We start from the raw sequence: 21,094 nt of genomic DNA, 5'->3' as shown, positions 1-21,094 counted from the left end.
GTAAAAAAGGGAAATGAATCTCATAATAACGGAAGGAAACATGTCAGAACACAAAGAGGGGGTCGGTGTATGAAGAAGTGGAGGGACAACCGAAAAGTCTTTTTAACTGCGATTGCCTTTGGGACAATGTTAAATCCGTTAAATTCCTCAATGATTTCTTTGGCCTTGCATCAAATCCAGCATGAATTTGGTTTGTCATTTACGACTGTATCTTGGCTTATTTCGTCTTTTTATTTAGCTAGTGCGGTGACGCAGCCGGTGAGCGGCCGGATTGGGGATCATGTGATGAGCCGGAGAACATTATTTTTATTCGGACTGGGTCTTGTCGCGGTCTCAGCCATCTGTGCGCCGTTTGCCCCGACGTTTGCGGTGCTGATTGTGATCCGGCTATTGCAGGCAATTGGGAGCAGTGCCATTTATCCTTCTGGTGTCGGACTCATTCGGGATCATATTCAAGACAAGCAGGCATCGGCGTTAGCGGTATTGTCCATTTTTGCTTCAGCGATGACGGCGCTTGGACCGACACTTGGCGGCTTTTTAATGACAATCGGCGGCTGGCCGGCTATCTTTTTAGTGAATCTGCCTTTTATTTTAATCAGCTTTTTTCTTGGACTATCTTTGTTTCCAAAGGAGCAGAAAAAGAGAAAGCTGCGTATAGGTGAAACGGTACGGAAGCTCGATCTGCCAGGGATGCTGCTTTTTACAGTTTGTATTGTCCTTCTGCTTTCGTTTTTATTATCACTAGGTCATGGCATTCAATATGTACAGGGGATTCTTTGTCTCTTGAGTGCAGGCGCTTTTATTTGGTGGGAGTATCAGGTGGATGAACCGTTTATTCAAATTCGGATGTTCAGACAGGAGCAGCGACTTTCACTCGTGTATGTGCAATTTATCATTTTAAATATCTTTTTCTATTGTCTTTTCTTTGGTTTGCCGAGCTATTTCCAAGATGAATTAGGCTGGCGTGTGGAAATGACGGGTCTTTTTATGCTTTGCATGTCTGGGGTGAGCATCATTGTCTCTCCGCTGACGGGTAAGTGGGTGGACCTCGGGGATGAACGCCATCCGGTATTAGCCAGTGCGGTATTGATGCTGGCTGGGGCGTCTGCGATGACCTTCTTTTTTATTCCGGCACCATTATGGGGAAAAGGGCTTGTTCTAGCGCTGCTTGGACTTAGTTACGGGATTGGAAATGTTGCGCTGCAAGCTGCGATGCTCAAGGCAAGCCCTCAGCATATGATTGGCACGTCCTCTGGGCTTTTTCAAACATGCCGCTATCTTGGTTCCATTCTGTCATCTGCTGTTCTCGGTATGCTGTTTGGAGATGAAATTGCTGGGCCTCATTTTGAGCAGTTAGGCTGGACGCTGATCATGATTTCCCTTATCGGCATCGGTGTCAGTCTTTATTTTTCGAACAAGGTCAGAGGAGGGCAGACAATAAAAAAAGCGGCGCGATAAGTGGAAGAAGATTCTTCATCACGTTATCGCAAGCCGCTTAAGAGTTAGACAGGTCAGAGCCCTGATCCTTTTGCTTCCTTCTAAATATTTTCCCTACAATTGTCTCATAGAAAGTAACGATGCGATCAATTGGAGAGTCAAAGAATTTCCATAATTTATTCATGATAAAGACGACCACAATCGATACGACCAAGCTGCCTAAAACATCTAATGGATAATGGTGACCGACCCAGATGCGGGAGAATCCTGTGAGTAATCCAAAGACGAGCAAGATGTTGCCAAGCTTTTTATTACGAGATCGAATGGCAAGTGAAAGAGCAAGTGCACCTGTTGTATGGTCACTTGGGAAGGAAGCATCTGCTGAGTGCGGAATGAGTGTGTCGACTTTATGCGCCACAAACGGCCGCTCCTCATAATGAACCAGTGTAATCGCAAAATTGACGATAAGTGCCGCGATGCCCGTTACACCTGAAAAGAAGACATGCTTCTTAAATTTGTGATTACCTAAAAACCAGCAAATCAATAAGACAAGGGCGTACACAAGAATGGCCTTTTTCGTAATAAAAATCATGGCCTGATCTAAAAACTCAGAATGATGAGCCATCCCGTGTATCACTTTAAACAATTCGTAATTCAAAACATCACCTATACCTTCGCTTAATGCAAACTATTTTTCAAATAATCGTCTATTTGAAACATCCTATATTTTAGCATGTTTCCGTTGAAGTTTAAAATAGAATCCTATTCTGATAGGGAGACCTTCTGTGCTTTTGCTTCTTGGGGCTTTCGTTCGCTCCAATAAAAAACAATAATACTGAGCAAGACAACAATACCTGCAATGAGATATACATTTGAAAAGTCTGTGAAGCTGACAAGAAGACCAAATACAAATGAGCCAGCAGCAATACCCGTATCATATAGGGTAAAGAAAGTAGCCGTCGCATAGCCTGTACGGTGAGCTGGTGAGTGCTGAATGGCAAGTGTTTGTAAACATGGTACTAGCGATCCATAGCCAAGTCCAATGACACCACCTGATAGAAGAAGCATTGTAGCTGAATGTGTAGCTGTCAGCATCCATAAACCAATCGCAAAAAGAGCAATCGAAGGATAGATCACAATGTGAGGTCCTACTCGGTCAAAAAGTCTGCCTGTAAATGGACGTGATCCAAGCATCGCTGCCGCAAACACAATAAAGAAATAACTGCTTGCCCCCATCAAGTCAAGGGAATTGGCATAGACTGAAATAAATGAAATGATCGGCGAATAACAGAAGGAAATAATGATGCCGACTGCCGCTGTTTTTAATGCACCTTTTTCAAACAGATGAGAAAAAGTAAATCGGAAGACGACACTACCCCCATCTTCAAGCTCTGGCTGTCTGATCAGCATCGTAAAAGCAGCACCAATGGTAACGATAATGGAAAAAAGAAGGAATAAGGAATGGAATCCTACTTTTCCAACTTGATTCAGTGCGATAAATGGACCGATGACCACAGCGAGGTTCATGGACATGACAAAGTAGCCGAGTCCTTCCCCACGTTTATGTTTTGGAATCATATCTGCCGCAATGGCACTGGTTACTGTCGTCAAAATGCTAAAAAAGATGCCCTGCACGAAACGCAGCATGAGAAGCGTTTGGAATTGATCAATTGGGATGTATAAGTAAGTGAGTAAGGCAAAAGCCGTTGATGAGAAAATCGCCATCTGTTTTTTACCGAATAACTCAATAATCGCTCCTGAAAACGGTCTTGTCACAATGGCAGACAATAAGAAGACCGTCACAAGGAGACCGCCCTGTGATTCTGTTCCATTTAGTTCATCCATTGTGTAAATAGGTAGCAAGGTTAAAAGGGCATAAAAAGAGGTGAACGTAAATAAATTCACCAGGACAATCATGATAAAGTCTCTCGTCCAAATGCGTTCGTTCATGATGTATGTCACTTCCTATTCAGTTGATAATTTGTGTAAAAGTGTATGGAGGAATTGTTTTTCTTCGTGGGTGAAATTTGAAAGACATTCTTCTTCAAATTGTTCCATCGTACGTTTGATTTCTTCAAATCGGGCCTTAGCATCATCTGTCATCACGATCAGATTTTCACGTTTGTCTTTTCCTTGTACACGTTTCACCCAGCCATTTGCTTCTAGACGGGTTACGGTTCGGGTAATGGTTGGGGCTTCGACGTTCAAATATGTCCAAATGTCTTTTTGGGTTTTCGGGCCGAATGTATCCAAACAAAAAAGTACAGTCCATTGGGACATGTACAAGTCATAAGCAGCAAGCGCTTCGTTCGCCTTTTTAGACAGCAACCTGGCGCTTTGGTGTATTTGATGTAAACACTCTCTATTTAACGTATCCATATGATCACCTTTATTCAATATTTAGCTAGGTAAATAAAATCACCTTTTCTATTTTACGTGCTCGACCCATTCTTGTAAAGTGAAAATTTTCGCCACTCGAAATGATTGCATTTTCTGATAAATCCCTTGTCCCATCTTCATTTTTAGCATATTCCCTATGCAATGCTAATACACTGTTACAAACCTGACAAAGAGAGTGTTTGAGGTGAGGGATCGTGTTTGGCATTTACTACCTAATGGATGAGGAATTAAGACGAACAAGCGCCGCTGAAAATGGACAATATTGATACGGATCTCATTTCACACTTCTCACATCCATTTTAGGGAGGTCGAGTGGTGTGCACGATTACATCAAAGAGCGAACAATCAAGATAGGAAAGTATATCGTGGAGACAAAGAAAACCGTTCGTGTAATTGCGAAAGAATTTGGAGTCTCTAAAAGTACTGTACACAAGGATTTAACAGAAAGACTGCCAGAAATTAATCCAGATCTGGCTAATGAAGTGAAGGAGATACTGGATTATCATAAATCAATCCGCCACTTGCGAGGGGGAGAAGCCACTAAATTAAAGTATAAAAAAGAAGAAATTTTAGAAGGCGAGCCTGTGAAACAATAAGATTAGTTCTTTGTTCTTAAACATGATATATATATCTTCCTCATATCGGTAGTTTCTAACCACAAATTTTGTAAAGACTTTTGTAAAGAAATATCTTTTTTTCTGCAAATTATGATAGAATATATAATTAGGGCAGAATGTGGTATTTGCTATGGAAACAGATTTTCAAGGAGGATATATATAGATGTTTGCTAGGGATATTGGAATTGATCTTGGTACTGCCAATGTACTGATTCATGTCAAAGGAAAAGGAATTGTGTTAAATGAACCATCTGTTGTAGCTCTTGACAAAAACAGCGGGAAAGTTTTGGCTGTTGGAGAAGAGGCTAGACGTATGGTTGGACGTACGCCTGGGAATATTGTTGCGATTCGTCCATTAAAAGATGGCGTAATTGCTGATTTTGAAGTAACTGAAGCGATGCTCAAGCATTTTATTAACTCATTAAATGTGAAAGGGCTATTCTCTAAGCCGCGTATGCTCATCTGCTGCCCAACAAACATTACATCTGTTGAGCAGAAGGCGATCAAAGAAGCTGCTGAAAAAAGCGGCGGTAAGCATGTATTTCTTGAAGAAGAGCCAAAAGTAGCAGCTATTGGTGCTGGTATGGATATTTTTCAGCCAAGTGGAAACATGGTCGTAGATATTGGAGGCGGAACGACAGATATCGCTGTCATCTCAATGGGTGACATTGTAACCGCCTCTTCTATTAAAATGGCTGGAGATAAATTTGATCTGGAAATTCTCAACTACATTAAAAAAGAGTACAAGCTGTTGATCGGTGAACGCACGGCTGAGGATATTAAGATCCAAGTTGCAACGGTATTCCCAGACGCACGTCATGAAGAGATTTCAATTCGTGGACGAGACATGGTGACAGGATTACCAAGAACGATTACCGTCACAAGCAAAGAAGTAGAAGAAGCATTGCGTGAATCTGTATCTGCGATTGTTCAGGCTGCGAAGCAAGTTCTTGAGAGAACACCGCCTGAATTATCAGCTGATATTATTGATCGCGGCGTCATCATTACAGGTGGCGGAGCTCTTCTAAACGGGCTTGATCAATTGCTTGCAGAAGAGCTGAAAGTACCAGTTTTCGTGGCTGAGAATCCGATGGATTGTGTAGCTGTTGGTACTGGCGTCATGCTTGATAATATGGACAAGCTGCCAAAGCGTAAACTCAGCTAATGATGTCCCTCATTCTTTTTCGAAAGAATGGGGGATTTTTATTAAAGAACCCTGCAAATATGCCGATATATTTCATAGAAGATTGTGTTTAGGTCATGTGAAAGAATTTTAATGAGGTGAGCACGTGTTAAAAGGACTATATACCGCAACATCTGCCATGATCGCTCAAGAGCGGCGGACAGAAATGCTTTCAAATAATATCGCAAATGCGAATACGCCAGGATATAAAGCGGATGAGGGGACCATGCGGGCATTTCCAGAAATGCTGCTAAGCCGAATGGAGTCAGGCCGTTTCCAAACTTCCTCAGGCAAAGGTTTTAGTGTTCCACAGCAAACGCCGATTGGCGGCATTAATACGGGGACATATATGCAGGAACTGATTCCTCAATTTACACAAGGAACTTTAAAAACAACAGATCAAACAACGGATGTCGCACTAGTCGAAAATAATGTGCCGATCAACCCGGAGACCAATCAGAAATCAGCGCTTTTTTATGCGGTCAATACACCAGAAGGCGTTCGTTATACGAAAAGCAGCTCAATTACAATGAACGCACAAAATCAGTTGACTATCAATGGACGTGCCCTTCTTTCTGTCACAGGTCAGCCAATTACGGTTCAGAGTGAGAATTTCAAAGTGAATGCAGATGGAACTGTGAGTGAAAATGGACAAAATCTCGGGCAAATTGATGTGCGTGTTGCGATGGATACAAGGAACTTAGCGAGAGAAGGAAATGATTTATACCGTACAGCTGATAACCAGCCCCTGCCAAGCGCAGTCAATAACGGTCAAATGTCCTATACGCTAAGTCAAGGTGTATCGGAGCTGTCGAACGTGGATGTGACGAAATCATATACAGAAATGACAACCGCCTATCGAGCATTTGAAACAAACCAAAAAGTGGTTCAGGCGTATGATAAAAGCTTAGAAAAAGCAGTGAATGAAATTGGCAGAGTGTACTAATCAAGAAATGAAAAAGAAAGGAGGATTCTCATGCTTAGAACGATGATCAATGCAGCTGTATCAATGAACGAAGTACAAAAGCAGCTTGATATTATCAGTAATAACATCGCGAACAGTGAAACAACAGGGTACCGTGCGAAAAATACCCGTTTCTCAGAGCTGATCAGACAACAGTTCAACCAAGTGGATGAAAAAAATGCGCAGGTGGCAAACAGTCGTCTGACACCTGATGGGCTAAGGCTTGGTACGGGTACGATGGTGAATGCGTCCATTAACTCGCTGCAAGGCTCGATTAAAGAAACAGGTCGTGATCTTGATGTTGCATTTGGAGCGCCGTCTCAGTATATGCAGGTCAATGTCGGCGGTAATATTCGTTATACAAGAGACGGTTCTCTTTACTTACAGCCAGGCAATAATCGTAATCAAGTGCAGCTTGTCACTAGCGAAGGCCATCCGATTCTTGATGAAAACGGAAATGAAATCGTCTTAAATGCGAATTTCCGTGATATTTCAATTGATAAAAATGGACGTCTAACAGCCATTTCAAGAGATAATCAACCGAATCAGCAAGTGAATCTAGGTGTTGTGCAAGTCAATAACTCTTCAGCACTTGTCTCTGAAGGAGATAATTTATTCTCAGTTGACGGTACTTATCAAGGTGCATTAACAGCACTGAATGGAGCAAACCGCCAAGCGATTCAGCTTCAGCAAGGTGCACTTGAAACGTCGAATGTGGACATGTCTAAAGAATTAACAGATCTCATGACAACACAGCGCTCCTATCAGATGAACTCAAGAACGATTACGATGGGTGATCAAATGCTTGGATTAGTGAATACAATTCGATAATGGGCAGGCTGACATCAGCCTCTCATGATAAAAAAGGCGGCTCGCTCAAAGTCGCCCTTTTTTTTATAAAAATCTGAGACATCGGCAAGCAAATCCTCAAGATCAATCCAAGCTTCTTTTCGTTCAAGGCATGTGACGAGCCTTGCAATCTGCTCATCTGCCTTTGGCGTTTGGCTGTAGAGAAGAAATAAGATTTGGAACTTGATTCTTAATATATCAAATTGTGAAGCAACGGCTTCTTTTAATCCTTTTTGAATATACTTCATACCTTCATCGGTTAAATTTTCTTTATAACAGGAACGCACAGTTTCGTAGAGGCACGATACATAGGAGTGTGCGGACTTCCGGTATGCTGGGAGACGAAGTGCTTTTTTAAAGTATTCCAGCGCTTTCTTGTGACGGTTTTGCCTCGACTGTATAAAGCCAGCGTCATAATAAACGATACCGAGCAGTTCTTGATCATCAATGATTTTCACGTATTCGATGATCTCAATAAAAAGAGCTTCTGCTTCTTCATATTTTTTTTGATCGCTATAATTAAGACCAAGCACAATTTTACAACGATAGAGGCTGTGGTCATCCCCATGCTTTGCAAAGATATCCATGGCTTTTTGAACATGACGAATCGATAGCAACGAATAGCGGTTGTTGTAATAAACACCACTTGTACGGAAATGGAACTCTGCTTCCTCCAGCTCATCGTTAAGGAACGACAGTCGTTCTTCCGCCTTTTCGAGATAGTAGATCGCATCATTTTGATCGCTGTTTAAAGCTTCGTAAAGTCCGAGAAAGAAGTAAAAGTAATAGGCCAGTTCTTCGTTCATATCATCTTTGTGCTGCATCAATTCATGTTTCATTTTTTCTAAGTCCTCTGTCTGATTCATCCAGAGCTGCTGGCGAAAAAGCATCAGCTGATAATGTAAATAGAGTTCCTGTTTTTTTGATATTTTACGTTGATGTTTTAATAGAGTTGTTTTGATTTCTTCAGCCTTCGAAAAATGTCGATGCTTTAGCATTGTATACCACGAATGGAGAAGTTTTTTAATGGATTTATCACTTATAAAATTCATTTTTACCCTCTTATTCAATCAATGATGTAATATATATTACCATATTTGTGAAAAAACAATGAGTGTAGTGTGGATTATATTTGATGACAATAGGTAATAGTAGATTCTATTTTTTACCATATATGTGGAGCGGACGTTGAAAAATACGAGCATTCATAATATACTTCTATAGGAATCAAATGAAGATCATCGATATAGAAAAAAGGAGAGATCAAGATATGCTTGATGCTCAGCAAATTCAAGACATTATTCCACACCGTTATCCATTCTTATTGGTCGACCGTATTTTAGAGGTTGAGGGAGAGAAAAGAGCGGTTGGGATTAAAAATGTCACAGTGAACGAAGAATTTTTTAATGGTCATTTCCCAGGATACCCAGTCATGCCGGGTGTGCTAATTGTAGAAGCACTTGCGCAGGTGTTTGGAGTCATTATGTTAGGCAAAGAAGAAAACAAAGGGAAAATTGGTTTATTTGCAGGAATTGATGGCTGCCGTTTCAAAAGACAGGTGAAGCCTGGCGATCAGCTTCGTTTAGAGGTAGAAGTGACGCGCCTCAAGGGTCCGGTTGCAAAAGGAAAAGCAGTAGCCACAGTAGATGGCGAAGTGGCATGTGAAGCAGAACTTACATTTTCTATCGGTCCTAAAGTATCATGATTTGCCTGGCGGTTCATCAAGGATGAATCGCTTTTTATATGGAAACAACTAGTCTGAACGGATCAGGACTTGCATTTTTGACAAAAAAACGTCATATTAGACAAAAAAGATGAAGGTGATAAAAGATGCTGAAAGAATTTAGAGAATTTGCAGTCAAGGGAAATGTCATTGACTTGGCTGTAGGTGTCATCATTGGGGGAGCATTTGGCAAAATTGTCACTTCTCTTGTGAATGATTTGATCATGCCGCTCGTCGGTATTATTATTGGCGGACATGATTTTAGCGGTCTATCTATTAAGATCGGATCTGCGCAAATTTTATATGGAAGCTTCATACAAACAGTGATTGATTTCTTGATTATCTCGTTTTCCATTTTTATCTTTATTCGTTATTTGAATAAATTAAAACGGAAAAAGGTAGAGGAAGAAGAGGTTGTAGAAACGCCGGATCAAACGGAAGTTTTACTAACTGAAATTAGAGATCTCTTGAAACATCAAAGCCAATCGAAAGATGTGCAATAGAAAAAGAGCGGCTAACCCCGCTCTCAGCGTGTAGGCAAACCCTCGCATTCGTTGTCAGGTCTGTGCTTCGGTGCTCGCCCTTTCTAGACTGCAAAGGTTTTCTATCACGCTGAAAGGAAGACAAAGGGCTAAAATAAGATTCATTTTAGCCCTTTGTCAACTATCTAAGAGCGGCTAATCCCGCTCTTTTTATGTGTTTTGTTTAAATGCATCCAGCAGTTTTTCTCCGGAAAGCCCCTCTTTGACGAGGTCTTTAAGTACTTCTTCGGTTTCTGTTCTGTAACGATTTGTAATCATCTTACCATCGAGCAGCACAGAAATGTTTTCTTCTAAAGCAACAATGTTTTTGACTTGGACAGATAGATGAACAGGGCGGTTGTTTTCTTTTGTGATCGTTACTAGAATCTTCACTTCAGTGTGCTGCTGAAAGAGCACCTCAAACACCTGTCTATGTTTCTTTGGAATGAGTGCCTCGATCATCCAGTGATTTTCACCATCTTCTTTATTAATGATTAAACCGTCACGAAGGGGAATGCTGGACATTTTATCTTGCTTTGGATCAAGTTCGATTTTTAAATCAATCAGCCTAAAGGTTTTCATTTTTTGCACCTCACAAGCGTTCATTATTCGTAAGTAACATTATAGCATACAACATCTGTATAAATGAAACCGCTGCCTGCTTAAAGCGAGCTGCATATGAGTGAAAGGAGATGTTTTATGGAGTCTTATCAATTGCGAAACATACATATTGGCGAGGAGAAGGCAAAGAGCAAAATGCGCGTTTATTCGTGGGGAGACATTCTTTCATTTTGTGATGTGTACATGGAAGAAGGCGAGTCACTCACGTTTCAATACGTCACCGAGGATCAAATGGACTACTTTGAATTTCAATTGTCGATTCATGACGGGCAGCTTTGTTTTTATTGGTTTGCGTGGGACGGATCTGATTATATTCACATGCCTTCTAGTAATTGGATTCATTCAGACGTTTTTTATCAATTTATGAAAAATAAGTTTTTCATCAAACAAAACAAGATGATGTTTTATACTCAAGCGGTAAAAAGCAGAAATTAAAGAGGAAATAGAGAATTTGAGGGGGGATTTTGTCATTTTCATGTTTTGTCATATACAACCTTTCTCGGTAGACTAAGGGCAGTTGAAAGGAAAGGAGGTACGGTCTGAATCAAAAGGTAACGTCTAGCATCTGACAGCCCCCCTCTAGCTAAAGCTGATAGACGCTGCCTTGAGCATAAGAACACTGCGTAATAGAACCATCGCTTCTTTGTATAGGTCATGTGTCCCCTTAAATCCCCTTGTGTGTATCCGGTCATGTAGCGTGGCCGGGTACCCTTTTATTCAATGATAAACCGATCACCTCTTGATGATGGATTTTATCAGCGGTATGATAGCCAAAATGGAGACAAAAAGGAGAGAACGATGACAAACATTCAATTGATTGCAACGGATTTAGACGGAACGTTATTGAATAGTGAACACAAAGTGAGTCAGGAAAATGAGCAGGCATTAAAGGAAGCAGCGGCGAATGGATTGGAAGTTGTCGTTTCTACAGGAAGAGCGTATTTTGATGTGAGGTCTATTTTTGATGAGCTTGGGATGAATACATGGGTGATTAGTGCCAATGGAGCTGTGATTCATGATCCGGCTGGACAAGTATATCATTCAGTTGCTTTACAAGAAGAAAAGGCCAAACGCATATTGTCGTGGCTTGAAGAACGTGATTATTATTATGAAGTTTTTACAAACGAAGCCATTTTCACACCGAATCGTGGTAGAGAGCTTCTTGCGATTGAAATGGATCGCTTAAAAAGTGCAAATCCAGAAGCGGACCTGAGTGTTTTAAAACAAGCGGCAGAAGTGCAATACAGTCAGTCGGGTTTTTCTTATATTGATACATATAAAGAGTTGTTTCGTGAGGATCGAAAGCTTTCATTCTACAACATCTTAGGTTTCTCTTTCTTTGAAGACAGATTGAAGGCAGGATGGGATATGTTTGGTGATGATTCAGATGTCACAATGGTCAGTTCAGCCGATCACAACTTTGAAATTGGTGCTAAGGACGCATCTAAAGGCCAGGCATTAACAAGGCTGGCAGAACGACTTGGTGTTCCTTTAAGCCAGACAGCGGCTGTAGGAGACAGTTTAAATGACGAATCGATGCTTCGAGCAGCTGGTGTTGGGGTTGCGATGGGCAATGCGAGACAGGATATGAAAGAAATCGCTGATCATGTCACGTTAACAAATGATGAACATGGTGTGGCGTATATGATTCGACACCTGTTGAAATAGATGCATCGGATGTCGTTGTATAAATCACATAGGATAAAGCGCATTCTACAAAAGAGGAATTCAGAACTACTTCTATTTACACATGATGTGGAACATCATATAATTTAATTATGAACATAACCCGCTTGTAAGGAAATTAAGGAGAGTAAACGAATGGCGCTGGAATCTTATAAGTCCGAAAATCTGCATTTAATCAAGGAAGCCTTAGACTATACTCAGGTTGGCCTGACGGTGACGGACCCGTCTTTACCTGATAATCCTTTAATATATGTGAACAAGGGCTTTTTAGATATGACAGGCTATCAAGAACCCGAAGTATTGGGGAAGAATTGTCGTTTCCTTCAAGGAAATGAAACAGAGCAAATTGCTCTCCAACAAATTAGAACAGCTATTGAGAACAAAGAGGCTGTCACTGTTCAGCTGAAAAATTATAAAAAATCTGGACAGATGTTTTGGAATGAGTTAAGTGTAGCTCCTCTTTGGATTGACGAAAATGAAGGGAAACGTCTTTATTTCGTTGGTCTGCAAAAGGATGTCACGAAAGAGAAGGAACAGCAGGAGCTTCTTGAGCAATCAATTGATGAAGTGCTGAACATTTCCGTTCCCATTGTTCCTGTGAAAGATGGTATTTCTGTGTTACCGATCATTGGTACGTTAACAGCGCCAAGATTTGATAAGATTATCTCCACAGTCTCCACCTATATCTCTCAATCCAAGGACGATTATTTTATTGTCGATCTGTCTGGTTTATTAGAAGTCGATTCATTTGTGGCAGATGCGATCTTTAAGCTGAACGATTTGATTTTAATGACAGGTACGGAACTCATCGTGACAGGAATTAAACCGAATCTTGCGATGAAAATGGGAGAAATGAGAGAAGACTTCCGTGAATTGAATACGTATATGAACGTGAAATCTGCATTGAAAAAACTGCACATTTAACCTATGTTCATATGAAATGAAAAAAGAGGACTTTTCATCATGTTTGAGAAAAGTCCTCTTTTTGCTTGGATTAAGATGATTGAGCGGCGGCACTTAATGTGAATAAATCTTCTAGTTCGTTTGTCGATAGCTCTGTAATCCAGCTTTCACTTTGGATAATTTGATCATTTAACGTTTGCTTTGTTTCGAGCATTTGATCGATTTTTTCTTCAATCGTGCCCGTTGTGATCATCTTATGGACGTGAACAAATCGTTTTTGTCCGATCCGATAAGCACGGTCGGTCGCTTGGTTTTCCACAGCAGGATTCCACCATCTGTCGTAGTGAATGACATGGTTTGCGGCGGTTAGGTTAAGTCCTGTTCCTCCTGCTTTTAAAGAGAGAATTAAGATGTTGAATTCTTTCTTCTGGAAGCGGTCCACCATTTTATCCCGTTCCTGTTTGGACAGACTGCCATTTAAAAATTGAACTGGTTCTCCAAACATTTTTTCCGCCAGTTGCTTGATCATGTTCCCCATTCCAATATACTGCGTAAAAATGAGGCAGCTTTCTCCTTGCTCATGTATTGCTTTTAACAGCTCTGCGAGTTTATCCATTTTTAATGAACGTTTCAGCAGTTTCACATCGGTTCCACTCTCTTTTAAATAGAGAGCCGGGTGATCGCAAATCTGTTTGAGTCTGCCGAGCATACTTAAAATAATGGCTTTCCGCTGCATTCCTGTTAACGAAGCCATGTGTTCGAATGTATCTTTCACGAGCTGCTCATATAAAGAAGCCTGCTCAGCAGATAGCGGAATGAATTCTTTTTCTTCGAGTTTCTCAGGCAGGTTCAGGGCGACCTCTTCATCTTGCTTTGTTCGTCTTAATAGGAAAGGCTTAATCAGCTGCTGCAGCTGTTCAATTCTTTTTTCATCACGATCTTTTTCAATCGGTAGAACGAATTTCTTATGAAAGCTTGTCAGGCTGCCGAGATATCCTTTGTTGACGAAGTCAAAAATGGACCAAAGCTCTGTCAAACGGTTTTCCATAGGTGTCCCGCTAAGGGCAATGTGATGCTGCCCTTTGAGCTGTCTGATCGCTCTCGATTGTTTCGTATGGGCATTCTTAATGTTTTGGGCTTCGTCTAAACAAATCGTATCCCACTTTGCTGACGTTAATTCATCACGATCAGAATGTGAGAGTCCATAAGACGTCAGGACAATATCTGTTGACTCGTATGCCTTTGTAAAGTGTTCCCCTTGAGGACGCGATGGCCCGTAATGCAAGGCAACATTCAAATGTGGTGCGAAGGTTTCAAGCTCTCGCTGCCAGTTTCCTAAAACAGAGGTCGGCGCAATGATAAGAGATGGAGCGGCATTTTGCTCCTGCTCCTGCTCCTTTAAATATGTGAAATACGCAATCATTTGAATCGTTTTTCCAAGACCCATATCGTCTGCTAAACAAGCCCCAAATCCATGAGATCTTAAGAATAACAGCCAGTTGACACCATGCTGCTGATACGGCCTGAGTGTGCCTTTGAAGGACTCACTCATTTCGTAGGAAGGCAGCTCATGCGTATCATTTAACTGATGGACAAGCCCTTTTAATTGAGACGAAAGTTCAAATTGAATATGTGCAAATGCTGAGCTGTCTAGCAGCTCTGGAATCGATTCAGAGGATGCTTCTTGATCTGCCAGTTCACGTGACAAAATATCAGACATGTGCAGCCCTTCATTTTCGGCACGCTCCATCCATTTTTTCATTTGCTGGATGAAGGTTGGATCGATTTTGATCCATTGTCCACGAATATTGACAAGGCGCCGTTTACTTTGGACAAGCTCGTTGAACTCATCTTCTGTCAGCTCGATGCCGTTTGTAGCGAAGCGCCAATTAAAGTCCATCAAGGCATCCATTCCGACATGCGACTCGCCTCTCGGGGTAGAGGAAATCCTTGCTTTTAGCATCATGGTGCTTTCTTTGACAATTTGCCACCACGATGGAAGCAGGATCTCAATGCCCATATTCACAAGTGTTTCACTTGCTTCAGATAGGAAGAGCCATGCTTCGTCTTCTGACATGAGCGTGGTGCCAGATGTGAAAGAAAGCCAAGGGACAATTTGACCGAATCGCTCCAGCTCTCTTGAGATTTTATCTTGATACGGATGCCAAGACCTTTTCAATGAACGGATGCCTTCAAAAAAGTGAAGGTCGCTGTTTTTCTTATCACGCAAAAACAATTCGATTTTCCAATCATCTCCGTCGAAATCCGGTTCATTTAAACGCAAGCCGACAGTGAAAGGTGTGTCGTCATCAATCCAGCCAATCGTTTCCAAGAAATCCTGCTCATCTAAAAAATGTCCTTGGAAGGATGAGAGCGCAGGCGATTGTTCTGTCATACGGTTCCATTTGTGCTGTAAGGCATCATCATATTGAATATAATCCTGTACGGCAAAGGAGAACCACTCAGCCGTATAGCCATCTAATAGTCCTTCTTTGTCTTTAAAACGAAGCACACCTTTTGTCCATGCCTCGTAATCGGGAATGAAATCTTCATCCTCAATGAATTCATAAATGGTGGAGGCGGTCTTCATCAGTGGTTCCGTTTCATCGGTTAGTGTCACATGACTAAAGGTATTAAACGAATTTTTTCCTAGCAGTTCGACGGTCATCCAAGGGCTTAGCAGGAAGGCAGGTGTGCCAATAAAGCTCACATCTTCTAAAAATGTTCCGTAAAAAGACGATTCGTGCCATTGGAAAAGCTGCCTCTTCATTTCATTAAGCGGAACAGGGTGTCCGTCCTCTGCTTGCGCTGAAATGGTGAAAGAGAAATCTTCTGTTTGTTCTGCATGAATGACAATTTGTTTATGGCGTGTCATCAATTAATTTTCCTTTCTTCATTTCCTCTTGGAACGCACGCAGCCGTTTCGTTGAATCCTGTAGCTGCTTTACATATCTTTCCCAAATCGCAGTTTTTTTCGTTTTATGATAAAGCGTGCGCAGTTTTTTTAGCATTTTCACAGATTCCCGGTAAGCACTTCGATTCTTTTGATCGAGAAGCTGTGAGATTTCACGGTGATATGATGGAATGAGCGCTTCAGGCTCCTCTTTTGCAATTTGTTTGATCAGATCCTTCTCCAGTTCACTGATGGAGAAACCAACAAGGCTGTGAATCTCAATCCATTCTGCATAACGCTGTTGTGCATATAATAGCTGACTATATTCAGTAAACGCATAGGGCATGCAAATCTGGAGGTAGCGTTCATATAAATGATGATCCTTCGTCTGCTTAAAATATGCGTCTAAATAAAAGAAGAAATCACTGACGGCTCTTCGCAGTTCTCTGTAGGAAAGGTCGAGCTGGCAATATTCCTCTAAAATATAGGTGATCTCATGATACCAGAGCTTGAGCCGCTTCCAGTCCTTGCGGTTTGTCAGATCCTTCAGCCAATTGAGCACATTTGGCAGCATATCTGCATTGAGCAGCTTTAATTGCTGAAAGAGGCTATCGTCTTCTTTCATTAAATAATCCATGTGCATCAATCCGATGGTACATTCAACCGTTTGTTCTTGCTGCTGAGCGTTTCTTAGTAATTCTGTTTCTTTTTTAACCCATTTCCCTCTATTTAATATGGTGCCCCAAATCTCCATAAAGACCGCTACTCGTTCATGCTGGAAAGGTCCGTTTATTTGAAGAAGTGTCCGAACGGCAGTTGGTGTGTTTTCAAGAAACGGATCGAGGGAAAAGGAAAGGGCGTATGTCTTCAAGTGATCCACTGAATCGAAAATGGTGTTCATAAGCTGTTCGACATATGGATTCATGGAATAAAAGTCCTTCTCGGCATCAAGCTGGCCAAGGTCGATTAATTCATGAATCCTTAACCACACATCGATTGACGTATGAATCGCATACAAACTCTTGAATTCAGGAGAATGAGGTGCGTGTTTTTTTAGGATCGATAAATAGCCGTAATACAAATGCTGCGGTGTTTGCTGATGCTTTGGTGTCCGTTTCAGCCAGAGGTTAAATTCCTCTTGGAAAAAATTCAGCCAGCTTTGGAGTGATTGTTCGTCTGGGCGCTTCACTTGGAAGTGCTGGCGAATCAATTCTTTGCTGCGCTGTAATTCATCCTTTTCTGACCAATTTTCTGTAAATCCAGTCACACTCTCCACTTGAGCGTATAGCGAAAAGAAGACAGCGAGAATGTGTTTACAAAGTCCATCTGCCGGACATGAGCAGCTGCTTCTCACAGGAAACAGCACATGAAGATGGACTCTTGCTGCCACAACATCATGTACATAAGCTGACCATTCCGTATCAGATTCTTGCTTGAGACGATATACACTGTCCTGTCTATAAGTAATCAATGCTTTTTTGATGAGTTGTTTGTTTTCATCTGTTGCAGGAAGAAGTTCTTTGATCTGTTCGGCTGTTTGTTTGATTTCTTCCTCGTTGATGTTGTGCTGAAGCATTTGATCCGCTCCTAACCAAGTAAAAGATTCCAATTCTTTTATTATAGCTCAATGGTGATTTATAAAAAAGTTTTTCATGAAAATGGTCATAAATTTCAAAAGCTGTCGAATGATGTATTAGAGTATTGCATAAACCAACCTTACAGCATATAATAATGAAATTAGTGGAATCGAAAGGATACAGACATGGATAATAAGGGTTTGAATCAAGAAGAGTTTTTAAAAATTTTGATGTACGCTCATGATATTGGTGAGAATTCAAATGATGTCACCACAAAAGAAATGCTTGAAAATCTGATTGCTCATATTCGAAATGGTCTTGTTTCATAAAAGTGACCCCCTGCTGGTGATGGCAGGGGGTTTTTGTATGCTTTTATGAATGGAACGAAAGCTCCCGGCATACGATGTCATTACAAGCATAAGGCGTATGGGGAGCTGATGGTGTCATGAATATTGCAATTGCAGGCTGTGGATATGTGGGACTGGTCACAGGTGTGTGTTTAGCGGAGGCAGGGCACAATGTGGCGTGTATTGATATTGACCGGAGAAAGGTCATGCAGCTGAAACAGGGACATCCACCTATGTATGAGCCAGGATTAAAAGAACTGCTGAAACGCAATCTTGAGCAAGGACGAATTCAATTTCACATAAATGGAGAGGCAGCCTACTCGCGGGCAGATGTGTTAATGATTGCGGTTGGCACCCCGCAGCAGGCAGATGGCCAAGCTGATTTACAATATGTGTTTCAAGCCGCAAAGGAGATCGGTACAAAAGCGAAATCAGGTGCGGTTCTTGTGGTGAAAAGTACGGTGCCTGTTGGAACGGGTGATCAAATCGAACAGATGATCCATCAAGAATTAGGACGGAATGAGCCATTATCGATTGCATCTAACCCAGAGTTTTTACGAGAAGGCTCTGCCATTTCAGATACATTGAGGGCAGATCGGCTTGTTATTGGGGCTGAAACAAAAGCTGTATTAGACCGGCTCGAGGAGATGTATGCTCATTTCCACCTGCCAGTGGTTAAGACAGACCGAAAAAGTGCAGAAATGATCAAGTATGCATCAAATGCTTTCCTTGCGACCAAAATCAGCTTTATGAATGAGATTGCCTCCATTTGTGAAAAAACAGGTGCTGATGTTGAATGGGTGGCGCAGGGAATGGGGCTCGATCAGCGGATTGGTTCTTCATTTCTCAAGGCGGGGATTGGCTACGGAGGTTCTTGTTTTCCAAAGGATACAAATGCACTTGTCCAAATCGCAGGGCATGTGTCGCATGATTTTGAGCTGTTAAAGGCTGTTATCAAAGTAAACAATGAGCAGCGAGCCGGTTTTATCCGAAGTATTCAGGAGAGACTGGGATCAAATCTTGAAGGAAAGCGAATTGCACTTCTTGGCCTTGCTTTTAAACCGAATACAGACGATATGAGGGAGGCGCCGTCGGTTCCAATTGCTCATGAACTCCATCAATTAGGCGCGGAGCTTGTGGCGTATGATCCTGTTGCCGCACGCCATGCCGCTCGTGAGCTACCTGAAAAAGTCGTGTTTGCTCATACGATTGAAGAAGCGATAAAGGATGTCCATGCAGCTTGTATATTAACAGAGTGGACAGAAATTCAGACGTTCCCGCTTACGTCCTATAAGGAATGGATGAGACAGCCGCTTATTTTCGATGGACGCAACTGCCATACGCTTGAAGCGGCAGAACAAGCAGGAGTCGAGTATCATTCGATTGGGCGCAGACCAGTTTCTCCAATATATATGTAAAAGAAAACCGATAACAGGTCATGTTATCGGTTTTAGCGTGTAGACAAACCCTCGCATTCGTTGTCAGACCTGCGCGCTGGTGCTCACGAATGTCAAATTCGCTCTGCTCCAGTGCTCGCTCTTCCTAGACTTCAAAGGTTTTCTATCACGCTGAAAGGAAGACAAATGGCTAAAATAAAATTCATTTTAGCCATTTGTCAACAATTTGTAACCGATAACAGGTCATGTTATCGGTTTTTTTAATGCGGCAGAATGAATCCGCCATATAAAAAGGCAGCCACAATGAGAAAGGCGGGGTGCATTTTGAATTTAGTCATAAAGAAAAAGGAGATCGCGGCAATGGCGAGCGATTGTGTCCAGCCAATGGCTTTCACTGCATCTCCGCCAATTTCCCATGTTAATAAAAGCATCATCATCGCAATGACAGGCTGGACGGATAAGGTCATGCCTTTGACGACAGGGGATTGGCGAAAACGGTCAATCAGCTTGAGCAATAAAATCAATCCAATGGCTGATGGCAGTACAGTTGCAAGCAGTGCCACAATAAAGCCTGGCCAGCCCATGACGTCATAGCCGACATATGCCGCGATTTTCGTCGCAATTGGTCCTGGCAGTGCATTGGCTAAAGCAAGCATATTGGAAAATCCTTCGTTCGTCATCCAATGAAAATGGTTGACGATTTCTTCATAATTCAGCGGGATGGATGCAGGTCCTCCGCCATATCCTAATAGATTGGACAAGAAGAATGCCCAGAATAAAAAGAAAATCAGCATCATGAAGACACTCCTTTCTCTTTATTTGATCGATTCCAGCGTTGTTTCAGTTTGAAATGAAAAGCGCCATAGCATAAAAAGATGATAACAATGATTCCTGGATGAATGGACAGTACCTGTAGCCCGATAAAGGCAAGAAGGAACAGAGCGATCCCGAAGATCATTCCGAAGCCTTTCAGCGTTTTTTGTCCAAACTCGTATGCCATGATCCCGAGCAGGACGGCAATAACTGGTGTCACGGCGCCAATCATATTTTGAATGATTTGTGAGGAGCTTAAGACGCTGACAAGTGTGACGAGTGCCACCATGGCGAGGCATGTCGGTAAAATATGGGCAGCTGTTGCGACAATTGCGCCGGATACGCCCTTCAATCGATAGCCGAGATATGCTGACATTTTGGTCGCGATCGGACCTGGTAATGCGTTGGCGATGGCGAGTGTTTCTCCAAACTCGTCATCATTGACCCATTGATATTTCACCACCGCTTCATGGCGAATGAGTGGTATGACGGAAGGACCTCCGCCAAAACCGAGAATACCGGTACGCACCATAGCGATGATGAGTTCGATATATGATTGCAAGTGCTTCAACTCCTGTCTACAATTTCATGCCCATTCGGCTTTTGTATCGTTTAATGAGCATTTGGCAGTCCACACTCACGACGCCTTCTAGCGGGTACAGTTTTTTTGTCAGGAATGTCTCCATTTCCTGTTCATTTTGAAAAATGCCATGCATATGCAGCTTGCTTGGCCCTGTCATGTGATAAAGGCTTGTGACAGCTGTTTCCTGCTCAAGCTGAAGGGCGACTGCTTCTAAAAATTTCGGCTCCACTTCTACATTAAAGAAGACAGAAACATGAATGCCGATCTTAGCAGGATTGATGACCGTTGTGAATCGTTCAATGACGCCTGCTTCAATGAGCTGCTGTATACGGGCTTGTACAGCAACACGTGAAAGACCGACTTGTTTCCCGAGATCTGTATAGGACATACGCCCGTCCTCGTGTAATATGGATAAAATTTGTTTATCTCTTTCATCTAATGTTAAGTTCGGAATGCTATAGTCGTTTGACACCGTATGACCACCTTTCTTCTGTTGATATTTTAGCATATTTCATTACGAATAGAATGAGTGAATTTAAATTTACTAACGAAATGAAATGTAATGAAGTGATAAGTATTC

General features: G+C 41.9%; 22 protein-coding genes. 12 read left to right on the top strand and 10 right to left on the bottom strand.

Annotated features, from left to right (window positions below; translation table 11 throughout):
• The first annotated feature begins 69 nt into the window (after window positions 1-69).
• Window positions 70-1,458 (top strand): MFS transporter, encoded by a 1,389-nt coding sequence (locus MHB79_RS16755; protein ID WP_340990284.1) that lies wholly within the window; start codon window positions 70-72, stop codon window positions 1,456-1,458.
• A gap of 37 nt (window positions 1,459-1,495) precedes the next feature.
• Here the strand turns inward: MHB79_RS16755 and MHB79_RS16750 are convergent, their stop codons facing one another.
• The 3 genes from MHB79_RS16750 to MHB79_RS16740 all read right to left on the bottom strand — a co-directional run bounded on the left by MHB79_RS16750 (window position 1,496) and on the right by MHB79_RS16740 (window position 3,816).
• The gene (locus MHB79_RS16750; protein ID WP_137054296.1) at window positions 1,496-2,095 is read right to left on the bottom strand and encodes an undecaprenyl-diphosphatase; all 600 of its coding nucleotides are present in this window, start codon (window positions 2,093-2,095) and stop codon (window positions 1,496-1,498) included.
• 104 nt (window positions 2,096-2,199) lie between these two features.
• Window positions 2,200-3,387, bottom strand: coding sequence for an MFS transporter (locus MHB79_RS16745; protein ID WP_340990282.1), 1,188 nt, complete (start codon window positions 3,385-3,387; stop codon window positions 2,200-2,202).
• A gap of 15 nt (window positions 3,388-3,402) precedes the next feature.
• Window positions 3,403-3,816 (bottom strand): MarR family winged helix-turn-helix transcriptional regulator, encoded by a 414-nt coding sequence (locus MHB79_RS16740; RefSeq protein ID WP_340990280.1) that lies wholly within the window; start codon window positions 3,814-3,816, stop codon window positions 3,403-3,405.
• A gap of 338 nt (window positions 3,817-4,154) precedes the next feature.
• On the opposite strand from MHB79_RS16740, the gene spoIIID reads away from it, so the two are divergent.
• The 4 genes from spoIIID to MHB79_RS16720 all read left to right on the top strand — a co-directional run bounded on the left by spoIIID (window position 4,155) and on the right by MHB79_RS16720 (window position 7,432).
• Entirely contained in the window at window positions 4,155-4,433 is a 279-nt protein-coding gene (spoIIID, locus tag MHB79_RS16735; protein WP_008343327.1) for a sporulation transcriptional regulator SpoIIID, read from the top strand.
• A 184-nt stretch (window positions 4,434-4,617) separates the two neighbouring features.
• The gene (mbl, locus tag MHB79_RS16730) at window positions 4,618-5,619 is read left to right on the top strand and encodes a cell shape-determining protein Mbl (protein ID WP_012011515.1); all 1,002 of its coding nucleotides are present in this window, start codon (window positions 4,618-4,620) and stop codon (window positions 5,617-5,619) included.
• A gap of 124 nt (window positions 5,620-5,743) precedes the next feature.
• Window positions 5,744-6,583 carry a flagellar hook-basal body protein gene (locus MHB79_RS16725; protein WP_003215293.1) on the top strand — a complete coding sequence of 280 codons (840 nt, stop codon included), beginning with the start codon at window positions 5,744-5,746 and terminating at the stop codon, window positions 6,581-6,583.
• Between the two features lie 30 nt (window positions 6,584-6,613).
• Window positions 6,614-7,432, top strand: coding sequence for a flagellar hook-basal body protein (locus MHB79_RS16720; RefSeq protein WP_003215031.1), 819 nt, complete (start codon window positions 6,614-6,616; stop codon window positions 7,430-7,432).
• Between the two features lie 14 nt (window positions 7,433-7,446).
• Here the strand turns inward: MHB79_RS16720 and MHB79_RS16715 are convergent, their stop codons facing one another.
• Entirely contained in the window at window positions 7,447-8,502 is a 1,056-nt protein-coding gene (locus MHB79_RS16715) for a tetratricopeptide repeat protein (RefSeq protein WP_050944418.1), read from the bottom strand.
• Between the two features lie 218 nt (window positions 8,503-8,720).
• On the opposite strand from MHB79_RS16715, the gene fabZ reads away from it, so the two are divergent.
• Window positions 8,721-9,155 carry a 3-hydroxyacyl-ACP dehydratase FabZ gene (gene fabZ, locus MHB79_RS16710; protein ID WP_034620258.1) on the top strand — a complete coding sequence of 145 codons (435 nt, stop codon included), beginning with the start codon at window positions 8,721-8,723 and terminating at the stop codon, window positions 9,153-9,155.
• A gap of 125 nt (window positions 9,156-9,280) precedes the next feature.
• Complete coding sequence (gene mscL, locus MHB79_RS16705; protein ID WP_003215139.1) at window positions 9,281-9,676, top strand: large conductance mechanosensitive channel protein MscL; 396 nt, start codon at window positions 9,281-9,283, stop codon at window positions 9,674-9,676.
• Window positions 9,677-9,865: 189 nt separating this feature from the next.
• Here mscL and MHB79_RS16700 read toward each other — a convergent pair whose 3' ends face one another.
• Window positions 9,866-10,276: a YwpF-like family protein gene (locus tag MHB79_RS16700; protein ID WP_003215215.1), complete on the bottom strand. Its 411-nt coding sequence runs from the start codon at window positions 10,274-10,276 to the stop codon at window positions 9,866-9,868.
• Between the two features lie 117 nt (window positions 10,277-10,393).
• Here MHB79_RS16700 and MHB79_RS16695 point away from each other — a divergent pair, with 117 nt between their 5' ends.
• From MHB79_RS16695 to MHB79_RS16685, 3 genes are all read left to right on the top strand, one after another.
• Window positions 10,394-10,750 (top strand): hypothetical protein, encoded by a 357-nt coding sequence (locus MHB79_RS16695; protein WP_050944417.1) that lies wholly within the window; start codon window positions 10,394-10,396, stop codon window positions 10,748-10,750.
• 372 nt (window positions 10,751-11,122) lie between these two features.
• Window positions 11,123-11,983 (top strand): Cof-type HAD-IIB family hydrolase, encoded by an 861-nt coding sequence (locus MHB79_RS16690; protein ID WP_340990633.1) that lies wholly within the window; start codon window positions 11,123-11,125, stop codon window positions 11,981-11,983.
• Window positions 11,984-12,136: 153 nt separating this feature from the next.
• Window positions 12,137-12,925 (top strand): PAS domain-containing protein, encoded by a 789-nt coding sequence (locus MHB79_RS16685; RefSeq protein ID WP_003214597.1) that lies wholly within the window; start codon window positions 12,137-12,139, stop codon window positions 12,923-12,925.
• A 70-nt stretch (window positions 12,926-12,995) separates the two neighbouring features.
• On the opposite strand, the gene MHB79_RS16680 is transcribed toward MHB79_RS16685, so the two are convergent.
• Complete coding sequence (locus MHB79_RS16680) at window positions 12,996-15,779, bottom strand: DEAD/DEAH box helicase (RefSeq protein ID WP_340990278.1); 2,784 nt, start codon at window positions 15,777-15,779, stop codon at window positions 12,996-12,998.
• On the bottom strand, window positions 15,766-17,373 hold the full coding sequence (locus tag MHB79_RS16675) for an SWIM zinc finger family protein (RefSeq protein WP_340990276.1): 1,608 nt from the start codon (window positions 17,371-17,373) through the stop codon (window positions 15,766-15,768). Before MHB79_RS16675 ends, MHB79_RS16680 begins: the two co-directional genes overlap by 14 nt.
• Before the next feature lie 186 nt (window positions 17,374-17,559).
• On the opposite strand from MHB79_RS16675, the gene MHB79_RS16670 reads away from it, so the two are divergent.
• A complete protein-coding gene (locus MHB79_RS16670; RefSeq protein ID WP_003214884.1) occupies window positions 17,560-17,703 on the top strand; it encodes a hypothetical protein in 144 nt (47 codons plus the stop codon).
• 116 nt (window positions 17,704-17,819) lie between these two features.
• Entirely contained in the window at window positions 17,820-19,139 is a 1,320-nt protein-coding gene (locus tag MHB79_RS16665) for a UDP-glucose dehydrogenase family protein (protein ID WP_212045618.1), read from the top strand.
• A gap of 239 nt (window positions 19,140-19,378) precedes the next feature.
• On the opposite strand, the gene MHB79_RS16660 is transcribed toward MHB79_RS16665, so the two are convergent.
• The 3 genes from MHB79_RS16660 to MHB79_RS16650 are packed head-to-tail and all read right to left on the bottom strand — an operon-like array spanning window position 19,379 to window position 20,986.
• Window positions 19,379-19,912: a chromate transporter gene (locus tag MHB79_RS16660; RefSeq protein ID WP_034620321.1), complete on the bottom strand. Its 534-nt coding sequence runs from the start codon at window positions 19,910-19,912 to the stop codon at window positions 19,379-19,381.
• On the bottom strand, window positions 19,912-20,493 hold the full coding sequence (locus tag MHB79_RS16655; RefSeq protein ID WP_137054302.1) for a chromate transporter: 582 nt from the start codon (window positions 20,491-20,493) through the stop codon (window positions 19,912-19,914). Before MHB79_RS16655 ends, MHB79_RS16660 begins: the two co-directional genes overlap by 1 nt.
• A 16-nt stretch (window positions 20,494-20,509) precedes the next feature.
• Window positions 20,510-20,986: an Lrp/AsnC family transcriptional regulator gene (locus MHB79_RS16650; protein ID WP_003214832.1), complete on the bottom strand. Its 477-nt coding sequence runs from the start codon at window positions 20,984-20,986 to the stop codon at window positions 20,510-20,512.
• Window positions 20,987-21,094: the final 108 nt, after the last annotated feature.

The organism is Bacillus sp. FSL M7-0558 (genome assembly GCF_038003245.1).
Taxonomy (GTDB): domain Bacteria; phylum Bacillota; class Bacilli; order Bacillales; family Bacillaceae; genus Bacillus; species Bacillus pumilus.
Note: the sequence above shows the minus strand (reverse complement) of the source record. Positions and strands in the feature narration are given on the sequence as shown.

Coding starts and splice junctions, on each gene's coding strand:
- MHB79_RS16755 (WP_340990284.1), top strand. CDS start 70: ATGAAGAAGTGGAGGGACAACCGAAAAGTCTTTTTAACTGCGATTGCC.
- MHB79_RS16745 (WP_340990282.1), bottom strand. CDS start 3,387: ATGAACGAACGCATTTGGACGAGAGACTTTATCATGATTGTCCTGGTG.
- MHB79_RS16740 (WP_340990280.1), bottom strand. CDS start 3,816: ATGGATACGTTAAATAGAGAGTGTTTACATCAAATACACCAAAGCGCC.
- mbl (WP_012011515.1), top strand. CDS start 4,618: ATGTTTGCTAGGGATATTGGAATTGATCTTGGTACTGCCAATGTACTG.
- MHB79_RS16720 (WP_003215031.1), top strand. CDS start 6,614: ATGCTTAGAACGATGATCAATGCAGCTGTATCAATGAACGAAGTACAA.
- MHB79_RS16715 (WP_050944418.1), bottom strand. CDS start 8,502: ATGAATTTTATAAGTGATAAATCCATTAAAAAACTTCTCCATTCGTGG.
- fabZ (WP_034620258.1), top strand. CDS start 8,721: ATGCTTGATGCTCAGCAAATTCAAGACATTATTCCACACCGTTATCCA.
- mscL (WP_003215139.1), top strand. CDS start 9,281: ATGCTGAAAGAATTTAGAGAATTTGCAGTCAAGGGAAATGTCATTGAC.
- MHB79_RS16700 (WP_003215215.1), bottom strand. CDS start 10,276: ATGAAAACCTTTAGGCTGATTGATTTAAAAATCGAACTTGATCCAAAG.
- MHB79_RS16695 (WP_050944417.1), top strand. CDS start 10,394: ATGGAGTCTTATCAATTGCGAAACATACATATTGGCGAGGAGAAGGCA.
- MHB79_RS16685 (WP_003214597.1), top strand. CDS start 12,137: ATGGCGCTGGAATCTTATAAGTCCGAAAATCTGCATTTAATCAAGGAA.
- MHB79_RS16680 (WP_340990278.1), bottom strand. CDS start 15,779: ATGACACGCCATAAACAAATTGTCATTCATGCAGAACAAACAGAAGAT.
- MHB79_RS16675 (WP_340990276.1), bottom strand. CDS start 17,373: ATGCTTCAGCACAACATCAACGAGGAAGAAATCAAACAAACAGCCGAA.
- MHB79_RS16670 (WP_003214884.1), top strand. CDS start 17,560: ATGGATAATAAGGGTTTGAATCAAGAAGAGTTTTTAAAAATTTTGATG.
- MHB79_RS16665 (WP_212045618.1), top strand. CDS start 17,820: ATGAATATTGCAATTGCAGGCTGTGGATATGTGGGACTGGTCACAGGT.
- MHB79_RS16660 (WP_034620321.1), bottom strand. CDS start 19,912: ATGCTGATTTTCTTTTTATTCTGGGCATTCTTCTTGTCCAATCTATTA.